15 protein-coding genes and 1 pseudogene are annotated in these 16,188 nt (G+C 68.1%); 9 read left to right on the plus strand and 7 right to left on the minus strand.

Going from position 1 to position 16,188, the window contains the following annotated elements:
• From ABS361_06640 to ABS361_06670, 7 genes are all read left to right on the plus strand, one after another.
• A complete protein-coding gene (locus ABS361_06640) occupies window positions 1–816 on the plus strand; it encodes a biotin--[acetyl-CoA-carboxylase] ligase (protein ID XBY45919.1) in 816 nt (271 codons plus the stop codon).
• On the plus strand, window positions 816–2,522 hold the full coding sequence (locus tag ABS361_06645) for a ribonuclease J (GenBank protein ID XBY45920.1): 1,707 nt from the start codon (window positions 816–818) through the stop codon (window positions 2,520–2,522). Before ABS361_06640 ends, ABS361_06645 begins: the two co-directional genes overlap by 1 nt.
• A gap of 184 nt (window positions 2,523–2,706) precedes the next feature.
• Window positions 2,707–3,111 (plus strand): methylmalonyl-CoA epimerase, encoded by a 405-nt coding sequence (gene mce, locus ABS361_06650; GenBank protein ID XBY45921.1) that lies wholly within the window; start codon window positions 2,707–2,709, stop codon window positions 3,109–3,111.
• A 166-nt stretch (window positions 3,112–3,277) separates the two neighbouring features.
• Window positions 3,278–3,541, plus strand: coding sequence for a DUF1467 family protein (locus tag ABS361_06655; GenBank protein ID XBY45922.1), 264 nt, complete (start codon window positions 3,278–3,280; stop codon window positions 3,539–3,541).
• 1,182 nt (window positions 3,542–4,723) lie between these two features.
• A complete protein-coding gene (gene proS / locus ABS361_06660) occupies window positions 4,724–6,043 on the plus strand; it encodes a proline--tRNA ligase (GenBank protein ID XBY45923.1) in 1,320 nt (439 codons plus the stop codon).
• 86 nt (window positions 6,044–6,129) lie between these two features.
• The gene (locus ABS361_06665; GenBank protein XBY45924.1) at window positions 6,130–7,413 is read left to right on the plus strand and encodes a lipoprotein-releasing ABC transporter permease subunit; all 1,284 of its coding nucleotides are present in this window, start codon (window positions 6,130–6,132) and stop codon (window positions 7,411–7,413) included.
• Window positions 7,410–8,189 (plus strand): ABC transporter ATP-binding protein, encoded by a 780-nt coding sequence (locus tag ABS361_06670; protein XBY45925.1) that lies wholly within the window; start codon window positions 7,410–7,412, stop codon window positions 8,187–8,189. Before ABS361_06665 ends, ABS361_06670 begins: the two co-directional genes overlap by 4 nt.
• 29 nt (window positions 8,190–8,218) lie before the next feature.
• Here ABS361_06670 and ABS361_06675 read toward each other — a convergent pair whose 3' ends face one another.
• Window positions 8,219–8,677 (minus strand): VOC family protein, encoded by a 459-nt coding sequence (locus tag ABS361_06675; GenBank protein ID XBY45926.1) that lies wholly within the window; start codon window positions 8,675–8,677, stop codon window positions 8,219–8,221.
• A 38-nt stretch (window positions 8,678–8,715) separates the two neighbouring features.
• On the opposite strand from ABS361_06675, the gene ABS361_06680 reads away from it, so the two are divergent.
• Together ABS361_06680 and ABS361_06685 are read left to right on the plus strand one after the other, a co-directional pair.
• Window positions 8,716–9,477: a Sir2 family NAD-dependent protein deacetylase gene (locus tag ABS361_06680; GenBank protein XBY45927.1), complete on the plus strand. Its 762-nt coding sequence runs from the start codon at window positions 8,716–8,718 to the stop codon at window positions 9,475–9,477.
• Between the two features lie 256 nt (window positions 9,478–9,733).
• Window positions 9,734–10,312, plus strand: coding sequence for a cold-shock protein (locus tag ABS361_06685; protein ID XBY45928.1), 579 nt, complete (start codon window positions 9,734–9,736; stop codon window positions 10,310–10,312).
• Window positions 10,313–10,584: 272 nt separating this feature from the next.
• On the opposite strand, the gene ABS361_06690 is transcribed toward ABS361_06685, so the two are convergent.
• The 6 genes and pseudogenes from ABS361_06690 to ABS361_06715 form a co-directional block, all read right to left on the minus strand.
• The gene (locus ABS361_06690) at window positions 10,585–11,640 is read right to left on the minus strand and encodes a C45 family peptidase (protein XBY45929.1); all 1,056 of its coding nucleotides are present in this window, start codon (window positions 11,638–11,640) and stop codon (window positions 10,585–10,587) included.
• Window positions 11,637–12,638 carry a LysR family transcriptional regulator gene (locus ABS361_06695; GenBank protein XBY45930.1) on the minus strand — a complete coding sequence of 334 codons (1,002 nt, stop codon included), beginning with the start codon at window positions 12,636–12,638 and terminating at the stop codon, window positions 11,637–11,639. Before ABS361_06695 ends, ABS361_06690 begins: the two co-directional genes overlap by 4 nt.
• 49 nt (window positions 12,639–12,687) lie before the next feature.
• Window positions 12,688–13,361 (minus strand): annotated as a pseudogene (locus ABS361_06700) (DUF1028 domain-containing protein).
• Window positions 13,362–13,451: 90 nt separating this feature from the next.
• Complete coding sequence (locus tag ABS361_06705) at window positions 13,452–13,865, minus strand: RidA family protein (protein XBY45931.1); 414 nt, start codon at window positions 13,863–13,865, stop codon at window positions 13,452–13,454.
• 34 nt (window positions 13,866–13,899) lie between these two features.
• A complete protein-coding gene (locus ABS361_06710) occupies window positions 13,900–14,496 on the minus strand; it encodes a flavin reductase family protein (protein ID XBY45932.1) in 597 nt (198 codons plus the stop codon).
• 5 nt (window positions 14,497–14,501) lie between these two features.
• Window positions 14,502–16,025, minus strand: a complete 1,524-nt coding sequence (locus tag ABS361_06715; protein ID XBY45933.1) for a 4-hydroxyphenylacetate 3-hydroxylase family protein — start codon at window positions 16,023–16,025, stop codon at window positions 14,502–14,504.
• Window positions 16,026–16,188: the final 163 nt, after the last annotated feature.

The raw sequence follows: 16,188 nt of genomic DNA on the forward strand, positions 1-16,188 counted from the left end.
ATGGCGCGATCGCCGGGCGCGGGGCTCAGGACGCTCAGGGGCGGCTTTCGGCACCTGGCGCTCGGCGATGTCGGATCGACCAACGTCGAGGCGTTCGAGTGCGCGCGGGCAGGCGATCCGGGCGGGCTCTGGGTCACGGCCGAACGGCAACTGGCGGGGCGCGGCCGACGCGGCCGGCCCTGGGTCAGTGAGAAGGGCAATCTCTACGCGACCGCGCTGCTGATCGACCCTTGCCCGGCCGAGAGGCTCGCCGAACTGCCGCTGGTGGCGGCGGTTGCGGTCCATCGGGCGATCCGGGCGGCGGCCGGCCCGGCGCTCGGGCGCGAGGTCGCGATCAAGTGGCCGAACGACACGCTGGTCCGCGGGCGCAAGGCGAGCGGCATTCTGCTCGAGACCAATCGTCTCGACGGGGGTGCACTCGCGGTCGCGATCGGTTATGGGATCAATTGCGCGCATTATCCGGCCGTCTCGGAGACGCCGGCGACCAGTCTTCTGCAAGAGGGCGTGTCGATCTTTCCCGAGCAGATCCTGGATCTCCTCGCCGAAGCGCTGTCGGACACGCTCGCCGTCTGGGACGGCGGCCGCGGCTTCGGCGAAATCCGCGCCGCCTGGATGGCGGCAGTGCACGGCGTCGGCCGACCCATCCGGGTCCGCCTCGTCGATCGTGAATTGAACGGGGTGTTCGCCGCTCTCGACGAGCAGGGGCGCCTCGTCCTCGACCTTGGTGACGGAACCCGAATGACCATTTCCGCCGGAGACGTTTTCTTCCCCGCGACTGCGACCGAGACCCCCGTCACGACGGGGGGGACGCTCTGATGGCCAAGGCGCGTCGCAAGAACGTCGGCGAGGAGTTCGTCTTCCTGCCGCTCGGCGGTGTCGGCGAGATCGGCATGAACCTGGCGCTCTATGGCTTCGGCCGGCCGGAGGATCGGCGCTGGATCATCGTCGATTTCGGCATCACCTTCGCCTCGGAGTTCGACGAGCCGGGCGTCGACATCATCCTGCCGGACATCCGCTTCGCGATCGAGGAGCGGAAGAACATCCTCGGCATCGTGATCACGCATGCGCACGAGGATCACTACGGCGCGCTGCTCGACCTGTGGCCGAAGCTCGAGGTGCCGGTGTTCATGACGCCGTTCGCCGCTGGCCTGCTCGAGGCCAAGGCCGAGGGTGAGGCGAAGTTCATCGGCGAAGGCAAGGTGCCGAAAGTCGACATCCGCCGGTTCACGCGCGGCGAGCGCTGGCAGCTCGGGCCGTTCGACATCGAAGCGATCGGGGTCGCGCATTCGATCCCGGAGTCGGTCGCGCTGGCGATCCGCACGCCGCTCGGCACCGCGATCCACACCGGCGACTGGAAGATCGACGAGACGCCGGTCGTCGGCTGGACGACGGACTTCGCGCGACTGGCCGAGATCGGCCGGGAGGGCGTGCGTGCGCTCGTCTGCGATTCGACCAACGTGGTCCGCGACGGCATCTCGCCGTCGGAGCGCGAAGTGTCGAAGACGCTGACCGAGATCGTCGCGTCGGCGCCGGCGCGCGTGGCAGTGACGACCTTTGCGTCCAATATCGCGCGCATTCGCTCGGTCGCGGAAGCGGCGGTCGCCAACGAGCGCAGCGTGGTGGTGCTCGGCCGGGCCATGAAGCGGGCGATCGACGTCGCCCGCGAGCTCGGCATGTTCGACGGCCTGCCGGAGTTCCTCGGCGAGGACGCCTACGGCTACCTGCCGCGCGAGAATGTCGTGGCGCTCCTGACCGGCAGCCAGGGCGAGCCGCGCGCCGCGCTCGCCCGCATCGCATCCGGCGACCACCGCAACATCTCCATGTCGCAGGGCGACATCGTGATCTTCTCGTCGCGGACCATTCCGGGCAACGAGAAGTCCGTCAACGCGATCATGAACAATCTCGCCAAGCAGGGCGCGACGATCGTCACCGATCGCGACGCGCTCGTGCATGTCTCCGGCCATCCGCGCCGGGGCGAGCTGAAGCGCATGTACGAGGCGGTGAAGCCCCAGGTGGCGATCCCGGTGCACGGCGAGCCGCTGCACCTCGCCATGCACGCTAAGTTCGCGCGGGCCGAGGGCGTGCGCGAGGTGGTCGTCACCGGCAATGGCAAGATGGTGCGGCTCGCGCCGGGACCGGCCGAGGAGGTCGACGAAGCCTTCGCCGGCCGGCTGTTCCGCGACGGCTCGCTGCTGCTCGAACCCGACAAGTCGGGCGCGCAGGAGCGCAAGAAGGCGTCGTTCGCCGGCGTCATCGCGATCGCGCTCGTGCTCGACGGCAAGGGCGCGCTCGCGGCCGATCCCGAGCTGGCGCTGATCGGCATTCCGGAGGAGGACCGCGGCGGCGTCGACTTCGTCGACATCTGCGCCGACGCCGTCACCGAGACGGTCGAGGGCCTGCCGCGGCCGCGCCGGCGCGATCCGGATCTGGTCGAGGACGCCGTGCGCCGCGCCGTGCGGGCGCGGGTCAACGAGCGCTGGGGCAAGAAGCCGATCGTCGAGGTCATGGTCGTTCAGGTCTGACAGGGGCAGGTCTGACAGGGGCAGGTCTGACAGGGGCAGGTCTGACGCGGGCAGGTCTGACGCGCTTCGGCCTGTCGCCTCGGTTTTTCGTCGCGGTGCGCCCGCGACGAAAGGCCGAGGCCCGCGCCGTTGCCGGGGCGGGCAGGGGCGTCTATCTCTCGGGCGAGAAACGGGAGAAACGCTCATGATCGGACGCCTCAATCACGTCGCCATCGCGGTCAAGGACATCGCCAAGGCGTCGGCGACCTACCGCGACACGCTCGGCGCGACCGTGTCGGCCGCGACGCCGCAGCCGGACCATGGCGTCACGGTCGTGTTCGTCGAGCTGCCGAACACCAAGATCGAGTTCCTGGAGCCGCTCGGCGCCGATAGCCCGATCGCCAAGTTCCTGGAAAAGAACCCGGACGGCGGCATCCACCATGTCTGCTACGAGGTCGACGACATCATCGTCGCGCGCGACAAGCTGAAGGCCGAGGGCGCCCGCGTGCTCGGCTCGGGCGAGCCGAAGATCGGCGCCCACGGCAAACCGGTGCTGTTCCTGCATCCGAAGGACTTCTTCGGCACGCTGGTCGAGCTCGAGCAGGCCTGATCGTCACGGTCCGTGGTGGCCCCGCAATGTGCGGGCCGCCCGGCGGGCCGGTCGACGGGATGTGAATGGCGCCGCGGCGCGGTCCGGTCTATTCAATCGCCGCGGGGGCGAACCCTTCGCGGCACGGACTTCGGTCACGCAGGGTACAACAGGGACGCACAGAGCCATGAAGATCGGCACGGCGATCGCGATCTACTTCGTGATCTGGTGGACCATTCTCTTCGCGATCCTGCCCTTCGGCGTGCGCGCGCAGCATGAGGCGGGGCCGGTCGTGCCGGGCACCGAGCCGGCCGCGCCGCTCGCGCCGATGATGCTGAAGAAAGTGATCTGGACCTCGATCGTATCGGCGCTGATCTTCGGCGGGCTCTGGGCGCTGATGGCAAACGGCTACACGCTCGACGACGTGCCGTTCCTGCCGAAGTTCTCCTGAAGGAAGCCGCCTCAGCGCGCGCGCCGACCGCGCGCTTTCATCACATTTCTGTCGCGGCATTGCGGCAGGCGGCGCGCCGTGATCTAACGATTACGCGCTAACGCGTACGAGACCCAACGAGGGCCGGCCGTCGTGAGAGGGCCACGACGGCCGGTGGGCATCGCTCGGAGCGTACGTGACCTTGGCCGGCGGGCTCGACCCGAAGCGGCCCTGCGTGTCGCGGCCCGCGCCTGGATCCTTTAAAACCATCATCATCTGGCCTGCCGAATAATCGGGCCGTCCGAGCGCTCTGGATGGCGTCGCGCCACGGGCCGGCGATCCTGTGTGGGCGATGCGGCCGCGGGTGTCTCGCGCGCATAGCGCTCTTACCGCCTCGGGATTCGCATCCGGCTGTGCGTGGATCGGGTCCGGGGCGCCGGGAGAGGTGCGGACCACCGAGCCAAATGAAAAAGCAAGAGACCCAAAAGAAAAAAGCAAGGCCCTCGCGAGCCTTGCTTCATGGTAGTTGACGCGTCTCAACCTCTTTTACCCTCGCGGAAACGCCTGACCGCTTCCGACGGGTGGCTGCAACTCCGAAGAGTGCGCCCGAGGTCCTTCCTCCCAAGACTTAGACCGCGATGCCTCGAGGGGTCCTCATGCGGGCGGTTTTCCCGTTCCTCGCGAACCCTCTCTTTATGGAGACGGACCATAGCCGCTCTAAATCGGTTTGTCATCTCCCCGTGCAACGACAACCGCATTTTTTCGCAAGGGGCCGAAAGCAGAGAATTGCGTGTGGTTTCCGGATCTTCCGTCAATCGAGGCGCGGGAGGCGCGACTGCCCTTTCGCTACGCCTGCTCAATTCGGCAGCAGCGGCACGGCGCGTCGGATGCGCCTGAAAGTGGCAATCGGCGGCGGATTCGCGAAGGTTTCGAGCGTTGGGTGGACGCGGAACCGCGAGGCGCCGCCAACGCCGGGCAATGCCTCGGAACCAGGGCGATCTCGACATGCGACGGTGCAGTCGCCGGGCTCGAGCCGCCGAACGGGCTCAGCTTCGCCGGCCGCGGGCATCGCCCGGCATGTCTGTCTCGTGCGGCGGTGCTTGTGTTTTGGGCCCCGTTCGGCTTTGTGTGGGCCCGACGTTATTTCGCCGGGATTCTCGGTCAGACGACCGGTTCCCGGCCTCTTCCCAAGGGCCCGTTCCCATGCGCCTGTCGCGGTACTTCCTGCCCATCCTCAAGGAAAATCCCAAGGAAGCGGAGATCGTTTCCCATCGCCTGATGCTGCGCGCCGGCATGATTCGCCAGCAGTCCGCGGGCATCTACTCGTGGCTGCCGCTCGGCCTCAAGGTCCTGTCGAAGATCGGCAACATCGTGCGCGAGGAGCAGAATCGCGCCGGCGCGCTCGAGCTCCTGATGCCGACGATCCAGTCGGCCGATCTCTGGCGCGAATCGGGCCGCTATGACGACTACGGCAAGGAGATGCTGCGCATCGAGGACCGGCACGAGCGCGAGATGCTCTACGGCCCGACCAACGAGGAGATGGTGACGGAGATCTTCCGTTCCTACGTCCGCTCGTATCGCGATCTTCCGCTCAATCTCTACCACATCCAGTGGAAGTTCCGCGACGAGGTGCGCCCGCGCTTCGGCGTGATGCGCGGCCGCGAGTTCCTGATGAAGGACGCCTATTCCTTCGACGTCGACCAGGAGGCCGCGCGCGCCGCCTATAACCGGATGTTCGTCGCCTACCTGCGCACCTATGCGCGGATGGGCCTCAAGGCGATCCCGATGAAGGCCGATTCCGGCCCGATCGGCGGCGACATGAGCCACGAGTTCATCATTCTCGCCTCGACCGGCGAGAGCCAGGTGTTCTGCCATCGCGACCTGCTCGAGATGCCGATCCCGCCCGAGGACACCGATTTCCAGTCGGATCTCTCCGGCACGGTGAAGGCGTGGACCTCCTTCTACGCCGCCACGGAAGAGAAGCACGACGAGGCCGCCTTCGCCGCGATCCCCGAGGACAAGCGCGTCGCCGCGCGCGGCATCGAGGTCGGCCACATCTTCTACTTCGGCACCAAGTACTCCGAGCCGATGGGTGCCAAGGTCGCCGGCCCGGACGGCGTCGAGAAGCCGGTGCACATGGGCTCCTACGGCGTCGGCGTGTCGCGTCTGGTCGCCGGCATCATCGAGGCCAGCCACGACGAGGCCGGCATCGTGTGGCCGGACCAGGTGGCGCCGTTCAATGTCGGCATCATCAACATGAAGGTCGGCGATGCGGCGGTCGACGGCGCGTGCAACGAGCTCTACCAGCGGCTGACCAAGTCGGGCCTGGACGTGCTGCTCGACGATGTCGACGGCCGCGCTGGCGGCAAGTTCGCGACCATGGACCTGATCGGTCTGCCCTGGCAGATCATCGTCGGCCCGAAGGGGCTCGCCGAGGGCAAGGTCGAGGTCAAGCGCCGCGCCACCGGCGAGCGCGAGCTGATGACGCCCGACGCGGCGGTCGCCAAGCTGATCGGGGCCTGATCGGGCGCCGGACAAACCAAGGACCAACCGGGATCCTGCCGCGTGCGGCGCGCGCGGGACCCCGGCAACGAGGATCGGAAGCGGGTATGACGGCAAAGACTGCGACGGAACCGACCGGAACGCGGCCGTTCGCGCCGTTCGAGTGGATGATCGCGTGGCGCTATCTGCGCTCGCGGCGGCGCGAGACCTTCATCTCGATCATCGCCGGCTTCTCCTTCATCGGCATCATGCTCGGCGTCGCGACGCTGATCGTCGTCATGGCGGTGATGAACGGCTTCCGCACCGAGCTCCTGTCGAAGATCCTCGGCCTCAACGGCCATCTGATCGCGCAGGCGACCGAATCCTCCTTCACCGACTATCGCGACGTCGCCGACCGCATCGCCATGGTGAAGGGCGTGAAGTTCGCGATCCCCTTCGTCGAGGGCCAGGCGCTGGCCTCGGGGCAGGGCGGCGCGCTCGGCGTGCTGGTGCGCGGCATCGCCAAGGACGATCTCGACAAGATCACGCTGGTGTCGAAGGGCGTGAAGCAGGGCACGCTCGACGGTTTCGACCAGGGTCACGGCGTCGCGATCGGCTCCAGGCTCGCGCAGAACCTCGGCATCGCGCTCGGCGATCCGGTCACGATTGCCGCGCCGCGCGGCAATGTCACGCCGTTCGGCGTCACGCCGCGCTTCAAGTCGTTCCCGGTCACGGCGATCTTCTCGGTCGGCATGTCGGAATACGACAATGCCTTCGTGTTCATGCCATTCGGGGAGGCGCAGGCCTTCTTCAACAAGGACGGGCAGGCGAGCGCGATCGACATCTTCACCGACGACCCCGATCAGGTCGGCGCGCTTCGGCAGCCGATCGAGCAGGCGGCGCAGCGCTCGATCTTCGTCTCCGACTGGCGGCAGCGCAACGTCACCTTCTTCGCCGCGCTCGAGGTCGAGCGCAACGTGATGTTCCTGATCCTGACCATGATCGTGCTGGTGGCGGCGCTCAACATCGTCGCCGGTCTCACCATGCTGGTGAAGGACAAGTCGCGCGACGTGGCTATCCTCCGGACCATGGGGGCGACGCGCGGCTCGATCCTGCGCGTGTTCTTCATCACGGGGGCCGCAATCGGCACGGCCGGCACGATCGCGGGCTTCCTGCTCGGCGTGCTGGTCTGCCGCAACATCGAGGAGGTCCGGCAGGGGCTCTCTTGGGTGCTCGGCACCAATCTCTACCCGCCCGAGGTCTATTTCCTGTCGCGGATGAAGGCTGACATGCAGTCCGGCGAGACGACGGCCGTGGTGATCATGGCGCTCGTGCTGTCGCTGCTCGCCACGATCTATCCGGCCTGGAAGGCCGCCAAGCTAGATCCGGTCGACGCGCTGAGGTACGAATGAGCCCGAAGATGCCGGATCAGGATCAGGATTTCGTGGCCGATCACCTTTCGGCCAATCAGCCGGGGAGCGGCGTCGGTCGGCTCGGACTGGCGCCGGCCGACAAGCCTGTGCTGCGGCTCGCCGGCGTCGAACGCCGCTATGTGCAGGGCGAGCGGACGCTCGACGTGTTGCGTGGTGCGGAGCTGGAGATTCGCGCCGGCGAGATCGTCGCGCTGATCGCGCCCTCGGGCGCCGGCAAGTCGACGCTCCTGCAGCTTGCGGGTCTGCTCGAACGGCCGGACGGCGGCGAGGTGTTTCTCTCCGGCCGGGCTGCGGGAAAGCTCGACGACGCCGAGCGCACCGCGATCCGGCGGCTGGAGATCGGCTTCGTATACCAGTTCCACCATCTGCTGCCGGAGTTCACGGCGCTCGAAAACGTCATGCTGCCGCAGATGATCCGCGGCCTCGACGGCAAGACGGCGTCGGAGCGGGCGAAGGAACTCTTGTCCTACATGAAGCTCGGCGAGCGCGTCGGCCATCGGCCGTCGGAACTGTCGGGCGGCGAACAGCAGCGCGTCGCCATCGCCCGCGCGGTCGCCAACGCGCCGCGGCTGCTGCTCGCGGACGAGCCGACCGGCAACCTCGATCCGAAGACCGCGCATTACGTTTTCGACGCGCTCTCCGCGCTCGTGCGCGCCTCTGGCCTCGCGGCGCTGATCGCGACGCACAACATGGACCTTGCCGAGCGCATGGACCGGCGGATCACGCTCGAAGAGGGCAAGGTCGTCGAGATGTGAGCGCGCGCGGTTCGCGCGCGCTCGGGGGCTCACCAGCTACCGGTGTTCGGCATGCTCGCCCACGGCTCGGCAGGGGCCTTGCGCTCGCCTTTTTGGAGGATCTCGATCGAGATCAGGTCTGGCGAGCGGACGAAGGCCATGTGGCCGTCGCGCGGCGGGCGGTTGATGGTGACGCCGGCGGCCATCAGCTTGGCGCAGGTCGCGTAGATGTCGTCGACCTCGTAGGCGAGGTGGCCGAAATTGCGGGCCGAGCCGTAGTCTTCCGGCTCCCAGTTGTAGGTCAGTTCCAGGCACGGCGCGTCGCGGCGGCCGCTCGCGAGCGCGGCGTCGACCGCGGCGCGATCCTCGTCGGCGCAGAGGAACACCAGTGTGAAGCGGCCGGTCTCGGAGTCCATCCGCCGGACCTCCACCAGGCCGAACTTGTTGACCCAGAAATCGAGGCTTTCCTCGAGATTGCGGACGCGCACCATCGTGTGCAGATATCGCATGGGTTCGGTTCCTCCGATCGGTTCGCTTTCGAGGTGACATGCATATCGTCGAGACCGTGTCGGAGCAAAGACGACTGCTCGCTCAACTGATCGCGAGCTCCGAGCGCGTCGTCGCCTTCACCGGCGCCGGCATCTCGACCGAATCGGGCATTCCGGACTTCCGCTCGCCGGGTGGCCTGTGGTCGCGGATGAAGCCGATCGAATACGCAGACTTCGTCGCTTCGGAGGGCGCGCGTCTGGAGGACTGGCGGCGGCGCTTCCATTTCCTGCGCGCGTTCCAGGCGGCCGAGCCGAACATCGCACACCGGACGCTGGCGCGGCTGGCGGCCGAGCGGCGGGTGATCGGGGTGGTCACGCAGAACATCGACGGGCTGCATCAGCGCGCCGGCACGCCGCCGGACCGGCTGGTCGAGCTGCATGGCAACGGCACCTATGCGACCTGCCTGACCTGCAACGAAAGGGCTGAATACGACGGGCTGGAGGCCGAGATCGCCGCGACCGGCGAGGCGCCGCGCTGCCGGCATTGCGGCGGGCTGCTCAAGGCGGCGGTGATCTCGTTCGGCCAGTCCCTGAACCCGGCGGCGATGTGGGCGGCGGAGGAACTCGCCGAGGAGGCCGATCTCTATCTGGCGATCGGTTCGTCGCTGGTCGTGCAGCCTGCGGCAACGTTTCCGGTCATCGCCAAACGGGCCGGAGCGCGGCTCGTGATCGTCAATCGCGAAGCGACGCCGCTCGATGCCCTCGCTGATCACGTGCTCCGAGGGCCAATCGGCACAGTGTTCGACTTCTCAGTATCTTGAGAGCCGATCCTCAAGCAGATGTCGAACAAGGAGAGCGCAAGCTCCACTGTGCATTCGAGGCGCTTCGGCAGGTCTCGCGGTGTGCTGCGACTGAGCGGTGGATTTTCACAGTTTCAGTGACAAGGACCGGCGTGGGCTCTGTCAACGCTGATCGGGGATGTTATGCTTCGGTTCATAGAATCATCCGTGTCGGAGGAAGCCGGCATACGAAAGCCCGTCGGGGGGACGGCGCGGATCGAAGCAGGGGGTAGTCGGTATGGGGGCCAAGTTTTCGCCAGACGCCCAACCAAGCCTCGACATCATCGACGACAGTGCCGTCGATGTGATCGAAGTGGCGGGGACCATCAAGTGGTTCGACATTGCCAAGGGGTACGGTTTCATCGTGCCCGACAATGGGTTGCCCGACATCCTGCTGCATGTGACCTGCCTCAGGCGTGACGGTTTCCAGACCGCCTATGAGGGTGCGCGCGTGGTGGTCGAGGTGCTCGACCGGCCGCGAGGGCTGCAGGCGCTGCGCATCCTGCACATGGACGAGACGAGCGCGGTCCATCCCTCGCAGCTGCCGCCGTCGCGTGCGCATGTGCAGGTGGTGCCGTCGAGCCCGGTCGAGCGCGTGACGGTGAAATGGTTCAACCGCGTCAAGGACTTCGGCTTCCTGACCCGCGGTGACGGCACGCCCGACATCTTCATCCACATGGAGACCCTGCGCCGCTTCGGCATCACCGAATTGCGCCCCGGCCAGACGGTCCTGGTTCGCTTCGGCGAAGGCCCGAAGGGGCTGATCGCGGCCGAGATCCGGCCGGACGCCGGCGCGCACATCCCGGCCTCGCACTGAGGCCGGAGACGGGCTCGAGATCTGGCGGCGCGCCTGGCGCGCCGCTCGGGTGTTTTGAGTAGGGCGCCGGTGTCTTTTGGAAGTGCTGGTGTTTCAGAAGTTCCGGTGTCTGGCGGGGCCCTTGTCGGATTGACTGACGGCAGGGCGCAGATTGCTTGGTCCGATGCCGGCGCTTTGACGCGATCGGCGCTCGGGTTCGCCGATGGGCGGGGCCCACCCACGGTCTGCTGCTTGATCTTTGCGCCGGTCGGGGCTTCCAGGCCGGCGTTTTGTCATCCATGGCCGTCCAGCACCGCCGTGACGGCTCCATCCGCATCACGGACTTCGCCGCTGAGGCCGTCGCGACGGGCGCGGACGACCAGCGTCGCGAGCGTGTTCTCCTCGTCGGGATCGTCGGGCGCGGCGCGGTGGATCGGTAGATCGCCGGCCGTGTCGCCGAGAAAGACCTGCGGAGCGATCGTGGGATCCCGGGTCAGGATCGTGTCGGCACGCTGCTGCCGCGCGGCCGACGAGGCCGTGACGATCTGCGGCGTGTCCCGCATCGCGGTGTGGACGAGGTGATTGGCGTGGGCGCTCGGACGGTCGAGCGCGACCACCGAGACGGCCGCGCCCGTGAACTCGATGCTGATCAGACGCCGATCGCCGGCCTGGGCCACCGCGAAATGGAAGCCGCCGGCGCGCGGGTTATCCATCACGAGCCGCGCCGCGGCATCGAGATCCGGGCTGTCGAGCAGCGCGCGACCGAGGATCATGCGCGGTAGACCGGCTTCGCCCGCACGCACACCCATGCCGATCGGACGCACGTTGTTGACCGTGGCGACCAACCCGTGCGCGTTCCAGCCGAAGGCGTTGCCGGGCAGCGAGCCCGGATAGGCGAAGGCGGTCAGCGCCGGGCCGCCGTCGATTCTCGCTTCGACCAGTGCGCAGGCACCACGAAAGGCCGGATCGCCGTCTTCGTTATGGGCGATCAGCGGTTCGTCGCCGGGAACGAGCAGCGTCGTGCAGCCTTCCGGCACATCGGGCACGGCCGCCGCGGCGCGGAGGTCGCCGCGGCAATGCCAGGCGAAGACATCGGTCTCGGGCAGGCCGAGGCCCTCGGCGAGCCCGGCGATCTCGGCGCGATGACGGGGAAGCCGTTCGGCGACCAGCCGCTCCATGCGCAGCACGCGGTCGTCGTCGCGAAACGCGGTGATCTCGGCCCAGCCGCGCGTGGCGGTCAGATAGCCGTGCACCGCGGCGGCGCCGAAGCGGCCGAGCGCGACGCCGAAGTCGCGCGGCGTGCCGGAAAAGGCGAGGCGGGTCAGGGTCGTCGGCATGGAGGGCGTCACGGCCCGGGCTCCGATTCCGCTTGCGATTTGGGGCGCGGCTCGAGGCGCGGATCTGAGCGCGGCTCCGGGCGGCGTTGCGGAACCGCCATGCCTGGAATGTAGCCGTCGGAGACGAATGCGCGGCAGTGGGCTTCGAACGCGCCCATCAGCCGCGACTTGCGGCGGCCTTCGAGCGTGGCGGCGCCGATCACCATGGCGCGGTGATCGCCGGTCAGTTCGATCCGCACGACGCGGCGACCGTCGAGGGCGAGATCGGAGCGCGGCCGGACATTGGCGAGCGTGTAGCCGTAGCCGTTGGCGACCATCGTGCGCACGACCTCCTGATGCGGCGAGCGCGAATGGATGCGCGGCGTCAGGCCGTCCTTGTAGAACAGCGCGAGGAAGTATTCCCGGCTGATCGGCAGATCGAGCAGGATCAGCGGCTCCTCGGCGATCTGGCGCAGCGAGACGCTGGAATGGCGGGCGAGCGGATGGATCTCGCTGACGACGACGTGCGCGGGCAGGCTCGCGAGCGGCGTGAAGGCGATATCGTCCGGCACCAGCAGATCGTAGGTGATCACCACGTCGATCTCGGCCCGACGCAGGCCGTCGATCAGGCGCTCGTGGTCGGCCTCGACATGGCGCAGGCGCGCGCCCGGATAGGCGGCGGTGAAGGCGTGCGACAGTTCCGGCAGCACCATCGGCGCGAGCGTCACCATGCAGCCGACGGTCAGCTCGCCGCGGATCTGGTCGATCGCCTCGGAGGCGACGGCATAGAGGCCTTCGGCCTGCTCGACGAGCTTCTTCGCCTCGGCGAGCACCGTGCGGCCGACCGGCGTCAGCGTCAGGCCCTGGGCATGGTGGCGGACGAAGAGCTGGACGCCGAGTTCCTGCTCGAGATGCGAGATGGCGGTCGAAATCGACGGCTGCGAGATCGCGATCCGCTCGGAGGCGAGCGTGATCGAGCCGGTCTCGCCGGCGGCGATGAAATAGGTGAGCTGTCTCAGCGTGAAGCGCATGTCCCACCCGGCCGCATGGGCCGCTCCCGGCTACTTGCGGAGGCCGGCCTCACTCGTCGCCCGGCACGCCGTAGCGCGGGGCGGCCGTCGGGTTGAGCGCGCGGGTGACGTAGTCGTCGAGCTGCGGCTTGTAGATGTCCCAAAGCGCCGCGAGCCGGCCGACCGGGTCGGCATCGTCCCAGTCGACCCGCAGGTCGGCGATCGGCCAGGGACGTCGCCGACCATCAGCAGGCCGGCGGAGTGCACCGGGCCGGCTTCGCCGCCGCTGGCGAGCCCGGCTTTGAGCGTGGCGATCAGGCGATCGCCGAGGTCGCCGGTCGCGGCCTCGAAGGCGGCGACCATGGCGGCCGGCACGCCGTCATGGGCGAGCAGGTTACCGGCCGACGCGCAATCGCGACCGCGCGCTTCGCCCGTGATGCCGAGGCCGCGGCCGCCGGTGTGGATCGCGACGCGGCCCCGGCCGTCGACCGCCACCACCTGGCGGAATTCCATGTGCTCGCGCGAGCCGGCGAGCACCTGAACCGCCTCGGGCGCCGAGGCGCCGAGCGCCATCAGGTCGAGAGCGGCGGGGCCGAGGCGGGGATCGGTGACGTTCTGCGAGCAGACCGCGCCGACGCGGCCGCGCGCGTGGGCGCAGCGCGCCGCCACCGCCGGCGACGAGGACGAGATCACGATGCCGAAACGGCCGGTCTTGGCGCAGCGCGCGGCGATGGAGAATGTCACGGCGGTCGGATCCCCGATCTGTTGGCGTCCTGATGGCGCCGACGCTTAGAGCACGAATTCCTGACTATTCGGTCAAAGTGGCCGTTCCGCTCAATCCGGGATCACGGCGGTGGCGTCGATCTCGACGAGCCAGGTCGGGCGGGCGAGCGCCACCACGACCAGACCCGTGCAGACCGGATGCACGCCTTGGGTATATTCGCCCATGACCCGATAAACGGCCTCTCGATGCCGGATATCGGTCAGATAGACGACCAGCTTGCACAGATGCGACATGTCCGCGCCGGCCTCGGCCAGAAGCTGGCGGATGTTCTGCATCACCTTGTGCGCCTGCGCGGTCGGATCGCCGATGCCGACGTCCTCGGCGGTGTCGAGATCCTGCGGGCACTGGCCGCGCAGGAACACCATGGTGCCGCGCGCGACCACGGCCTGGGCGAGATCGTTGGAGAGCTTCTGCTCCGGATAGGTATCGCGGGTGTTGAACGGACGGATGCGGCGATGGGCCATCGACATGTCCTCGTCAGCGGATGAAGGGGCGGGATCAGGCGGAGAGCGGGGCGAGACGGCGGTAGCGCCGCTCGGCGTAGACGAGCGCGGACCCGGCCGCCGAGCCGGGAACGACCGCCTCGACGGCACCGAACAGGATCAGATGCGTGCCGACCCGACTCGTCTCGGCGAGCCGGCATTCGAAGGTGGCGCGGGCGTCGACAAGGCGCGGGCAACCGGTCGTGCCCGGCTCCCATTCGACCGCGTCGAAGCGTTCGGGACCGGCAATGCCGGTGCGTCCGGCGAAAAGGTCGGCGGTCGCGGCATCGTGGTCGCCGAGCACGTTCACGGCAAAGGTGCCGTTCGAGAGGATCGCCGCCGCGGTCGGGCTGTCGGCGCGGACGCAGACGAGCAGGGTCGGGCGCTCGCCATCGGCGGAGACCGAGGTCAGGCTCGATACGGTCAGGCCCGAGCGTCCGGCGGGGCCGTCGGTCGCAACGACCGCCACGGTCGTTGCCGTTCCGGCCATGCCGTCGAGAAAGGCGGCGCGCAGCAGGGTCGCCGCCCCGGTCGCCAGCGTCCGGAGCGCGGTCATGTCGGCTGGTTCGGCGCCGGGCGCGATCCGGACGGGCACGTTCGGGGAGGCGGTCATGGTGTTCACTCCGCGGCCGTGCGGTTCATGATGCCGGCGTCGAACCAGCGGCTGACCGCGCTGTCGCCGGGCGTCCGGGTGGTCGGGCCCATCACACGGTCCGACAGGCCGGCGGCCTTGCGGACGAAATCGAGCGGGCCGTCCCAGTCGAAGTTGCGGTAGACCGCCGCGAGATGCGCGTAAGGCGGCGACTGGGCGAAGAGCTGGAAGGTCAGCCGGTGGCCGGCATAGTCGGAGTTCAGGATGTCGCGCGCGAAGGCGAGCAGCTTGCGACGGTCCTCGGCGACCCAATCCTCGTTGACCTTGTAGAACTTCTCCAGCCAGGGCTTGGCTTCGGGGTGGGCGAAGGTGGCCGCGTCCGGCGTCACGCAGATCTGGCCGCCGCAGAGCTCGCGGGCGATGTGCATCATCTCGTGAAGCTGCGAGCAGGCGAGCACGCGCCCGGTATAGAGCAGCGACTGGTTCGGCATCAGGAGCCCGCCCGGCGAACGCTCGGCGAGCGTGATCGCGCCGGTCAGATGGGCGTTGATGCCCTCGCGATAGACGGCGAGCTGGGCGAGCTTCTCCTGCACCGCCTGCTGCTTGTCGAGACCGGTCTGGCGCGCGTTGAACAGCGCCGCACCGATCAGCATGTCGGCGAGCTTCAGATTGCGCTGCACGTAGGCGAAGGCCGAATAACGATGCAGCGTCGCGCGGATGAACATTGCCGCCTTGGTGTGGCGGTAGAACAGCACGTTCTCCCAGGGGATCAGCACGTCGTCGAACACGACCAGCGCATCGACCTCGTCGAAGCGGTTCGAGACCGGATAGTCTTCAATCGGCCGGCGACCGGCGAAGCCGGTGCGGCAGATGAACTTCAGGCCCGGCGAGCCGAGATCGCAGATGAAGCCGACCGCATAGTCGGAATAGGCGCTGTCGCCCCAGTTGGCGATGGTCGGCTTGGTGAAGGCCTGGTTGGCGTAGGCGGCGGCCGTCTCGTATTTGGCGCCGCGCACGACGATGCCGGCGTCGGTCTCCTTCACGACATGCAGCAGCATGTCCGGATCCTGCGCCTGCGGCGGCTTCGAGCGGTCGCCCTTCGGATCGGTGTTGGCCGAGACGTGGAACGGGTCGTTGTGGAGGACGCGCAGGATGTGGTTGCGAATGTTCTCCGAGAAGCGCGGATCGACCTCGTTGAGCACGTCCTGGCCGTCGAACAGCGACCACATCTCGCCGACGGTCTCGTCGCCGACGCGGGTGACGATACCGCCGACCTCCTCGAGCACGGTGTCGGTCGCGCGGCGCTTGTCCCACCAGTCGCCCTGCGTCTTCGGCAGCTTGTTGCCGATGCCGTGGGTCTGACCCTCCTCGGTGTAGGTCATCACGTCGCGGGTGCGCGCATCCCACTGCATGTCGTAGATGCGGGCGCGGATGTCGACGAGCGGCTTGAACATCGGATGGCTCGGCACGTCCTTGACGCGCTCGCCGTCGATGAAGACCTCGCGGCCGTCGCGGATCGACTCGCGGTACTGGTCGCCGGTGCGGATCATGGGGGCATCTCCTTGCGACGGGCGCCCGGATCGCGGTGCGGATCGGGGCGGAATATCGGTGTCGCGGAGAGAATGGCGCGCGGCGTTCTTCGGGAAAAATAGTCTTTTCGGCTCTTCTGCTTCGGGGTTTGCGAAGCAGGTCCGAGCACGCCGGCACAGGCGA

It is taken from the genome of Ancalomicrobiaceae bacterium S20, assembly GCA_040269895.1.
GTDB classification, from domain to species: Bacteria; Pseudomonadota; Alphaproteobacteria; order Rhizobiales; family Ancalomicrobiaceae; genus Methyloraptor; species Methyloraptor flagellatus.

Excerpts from the sequence above, each read along its gene's own strand:
- ABS361_06645 (XBY45920.1), top strand. The coding sequence starts at position 816 with ATGGCCAAGGCGCGTCGCAAGAACGTCGGCGAGGAGTTCGTCTTCCTG.
- ABS361_06685 (XBY45928.1), top strand. The coding sequence starts at position 9,734 with ATGGGGGCCAAGTTTTCGCCAGACGCCCAACCAAGCCTCGACATCATC.
- ABS361_06705 (XBY45931.1), bottom strand. The coding sequence starts at position 13,865 with ATGGCCCATCGCCGCATCCGTCCGTTCAACACCCGCGATACCTATCCG.
- ABS361_06715 (XBY45933.1), bottom strand. The coding sequence starts at position 16,025 with ATGATCCGCACCGGCGACCAGTACCGCGAGTCGATCCGCGACGGCCGC.
- ABS361_06670 (XBY45925.1), top strand. The coding sequence starts at position 7,410 with ATGAGCCCGAAGATGCCGGATCAGGATCAGGATTTCGTGGCCGATCAC.
- ABS361_06665 (XBY45924.1), top strand. The coding sequence starts at position 6,130 with ATGACGGCAAAGACTGCGACGGAACCGACCGGAACGCGGCCGTTCGCG.
- proS (XBY45923.1), top strand. The coding sequence starts at position 4,724 with ATGCGCCTGTCGCGGTACTTCCTGCCCATCCTCAAGGAAAATCCCAAG.
- mce (XBY45921.1), top strand. The coding sequence starts at position 2,707 with ATGATCGGACGCCTCAATCACGTCGCCATCGCGGTCAAGGACATCGCC.
- ABS361_06675 (XBY45926.1), bottom strand. The coding sequence starts at position 8,677 with ATGCGATATCTGCACACGATGGTGCGCGTCCGCAATCTCGAGGAAAGC.
- ABS361_06640 (XBY45919.1), top strand. The coding sequence starts at position 1 with ATGGCGCGATCGCCGGGCGCGGGGCTCAGGACGCTCAGGGGCGGCTTT.
- ABS361_06680 (XBY45927.1), top strand. The coding sequence starts at position 8,716 with ATGCATATCGTCGAGACCGTGTCGGAGCAAAGACGACTGCTCGCTCAA.
- ABS361_06695 (XBY45930.1), bottom strand. The coding sequence starts at position 12,638 with ATGCGCTTCACGCTGAGACAGCTCACCTATTTCATCGCCGCCGGCGAG.
- ABS361_06710 (XBY45932.1), bottom strand. The coding sequence starts at position 14,496 with ATGACCGCCTCCCCGAACGTGCCCGTCCGGATCGCGCCCGGCGCCGAA.
- ABS361_06655 (XBY45922.1), top strand. The coding sequence starts at position 3,278 with ATGAAGATCGGCACGGCGATCGCGATCTACTTCGTGATCTGGTGGACC.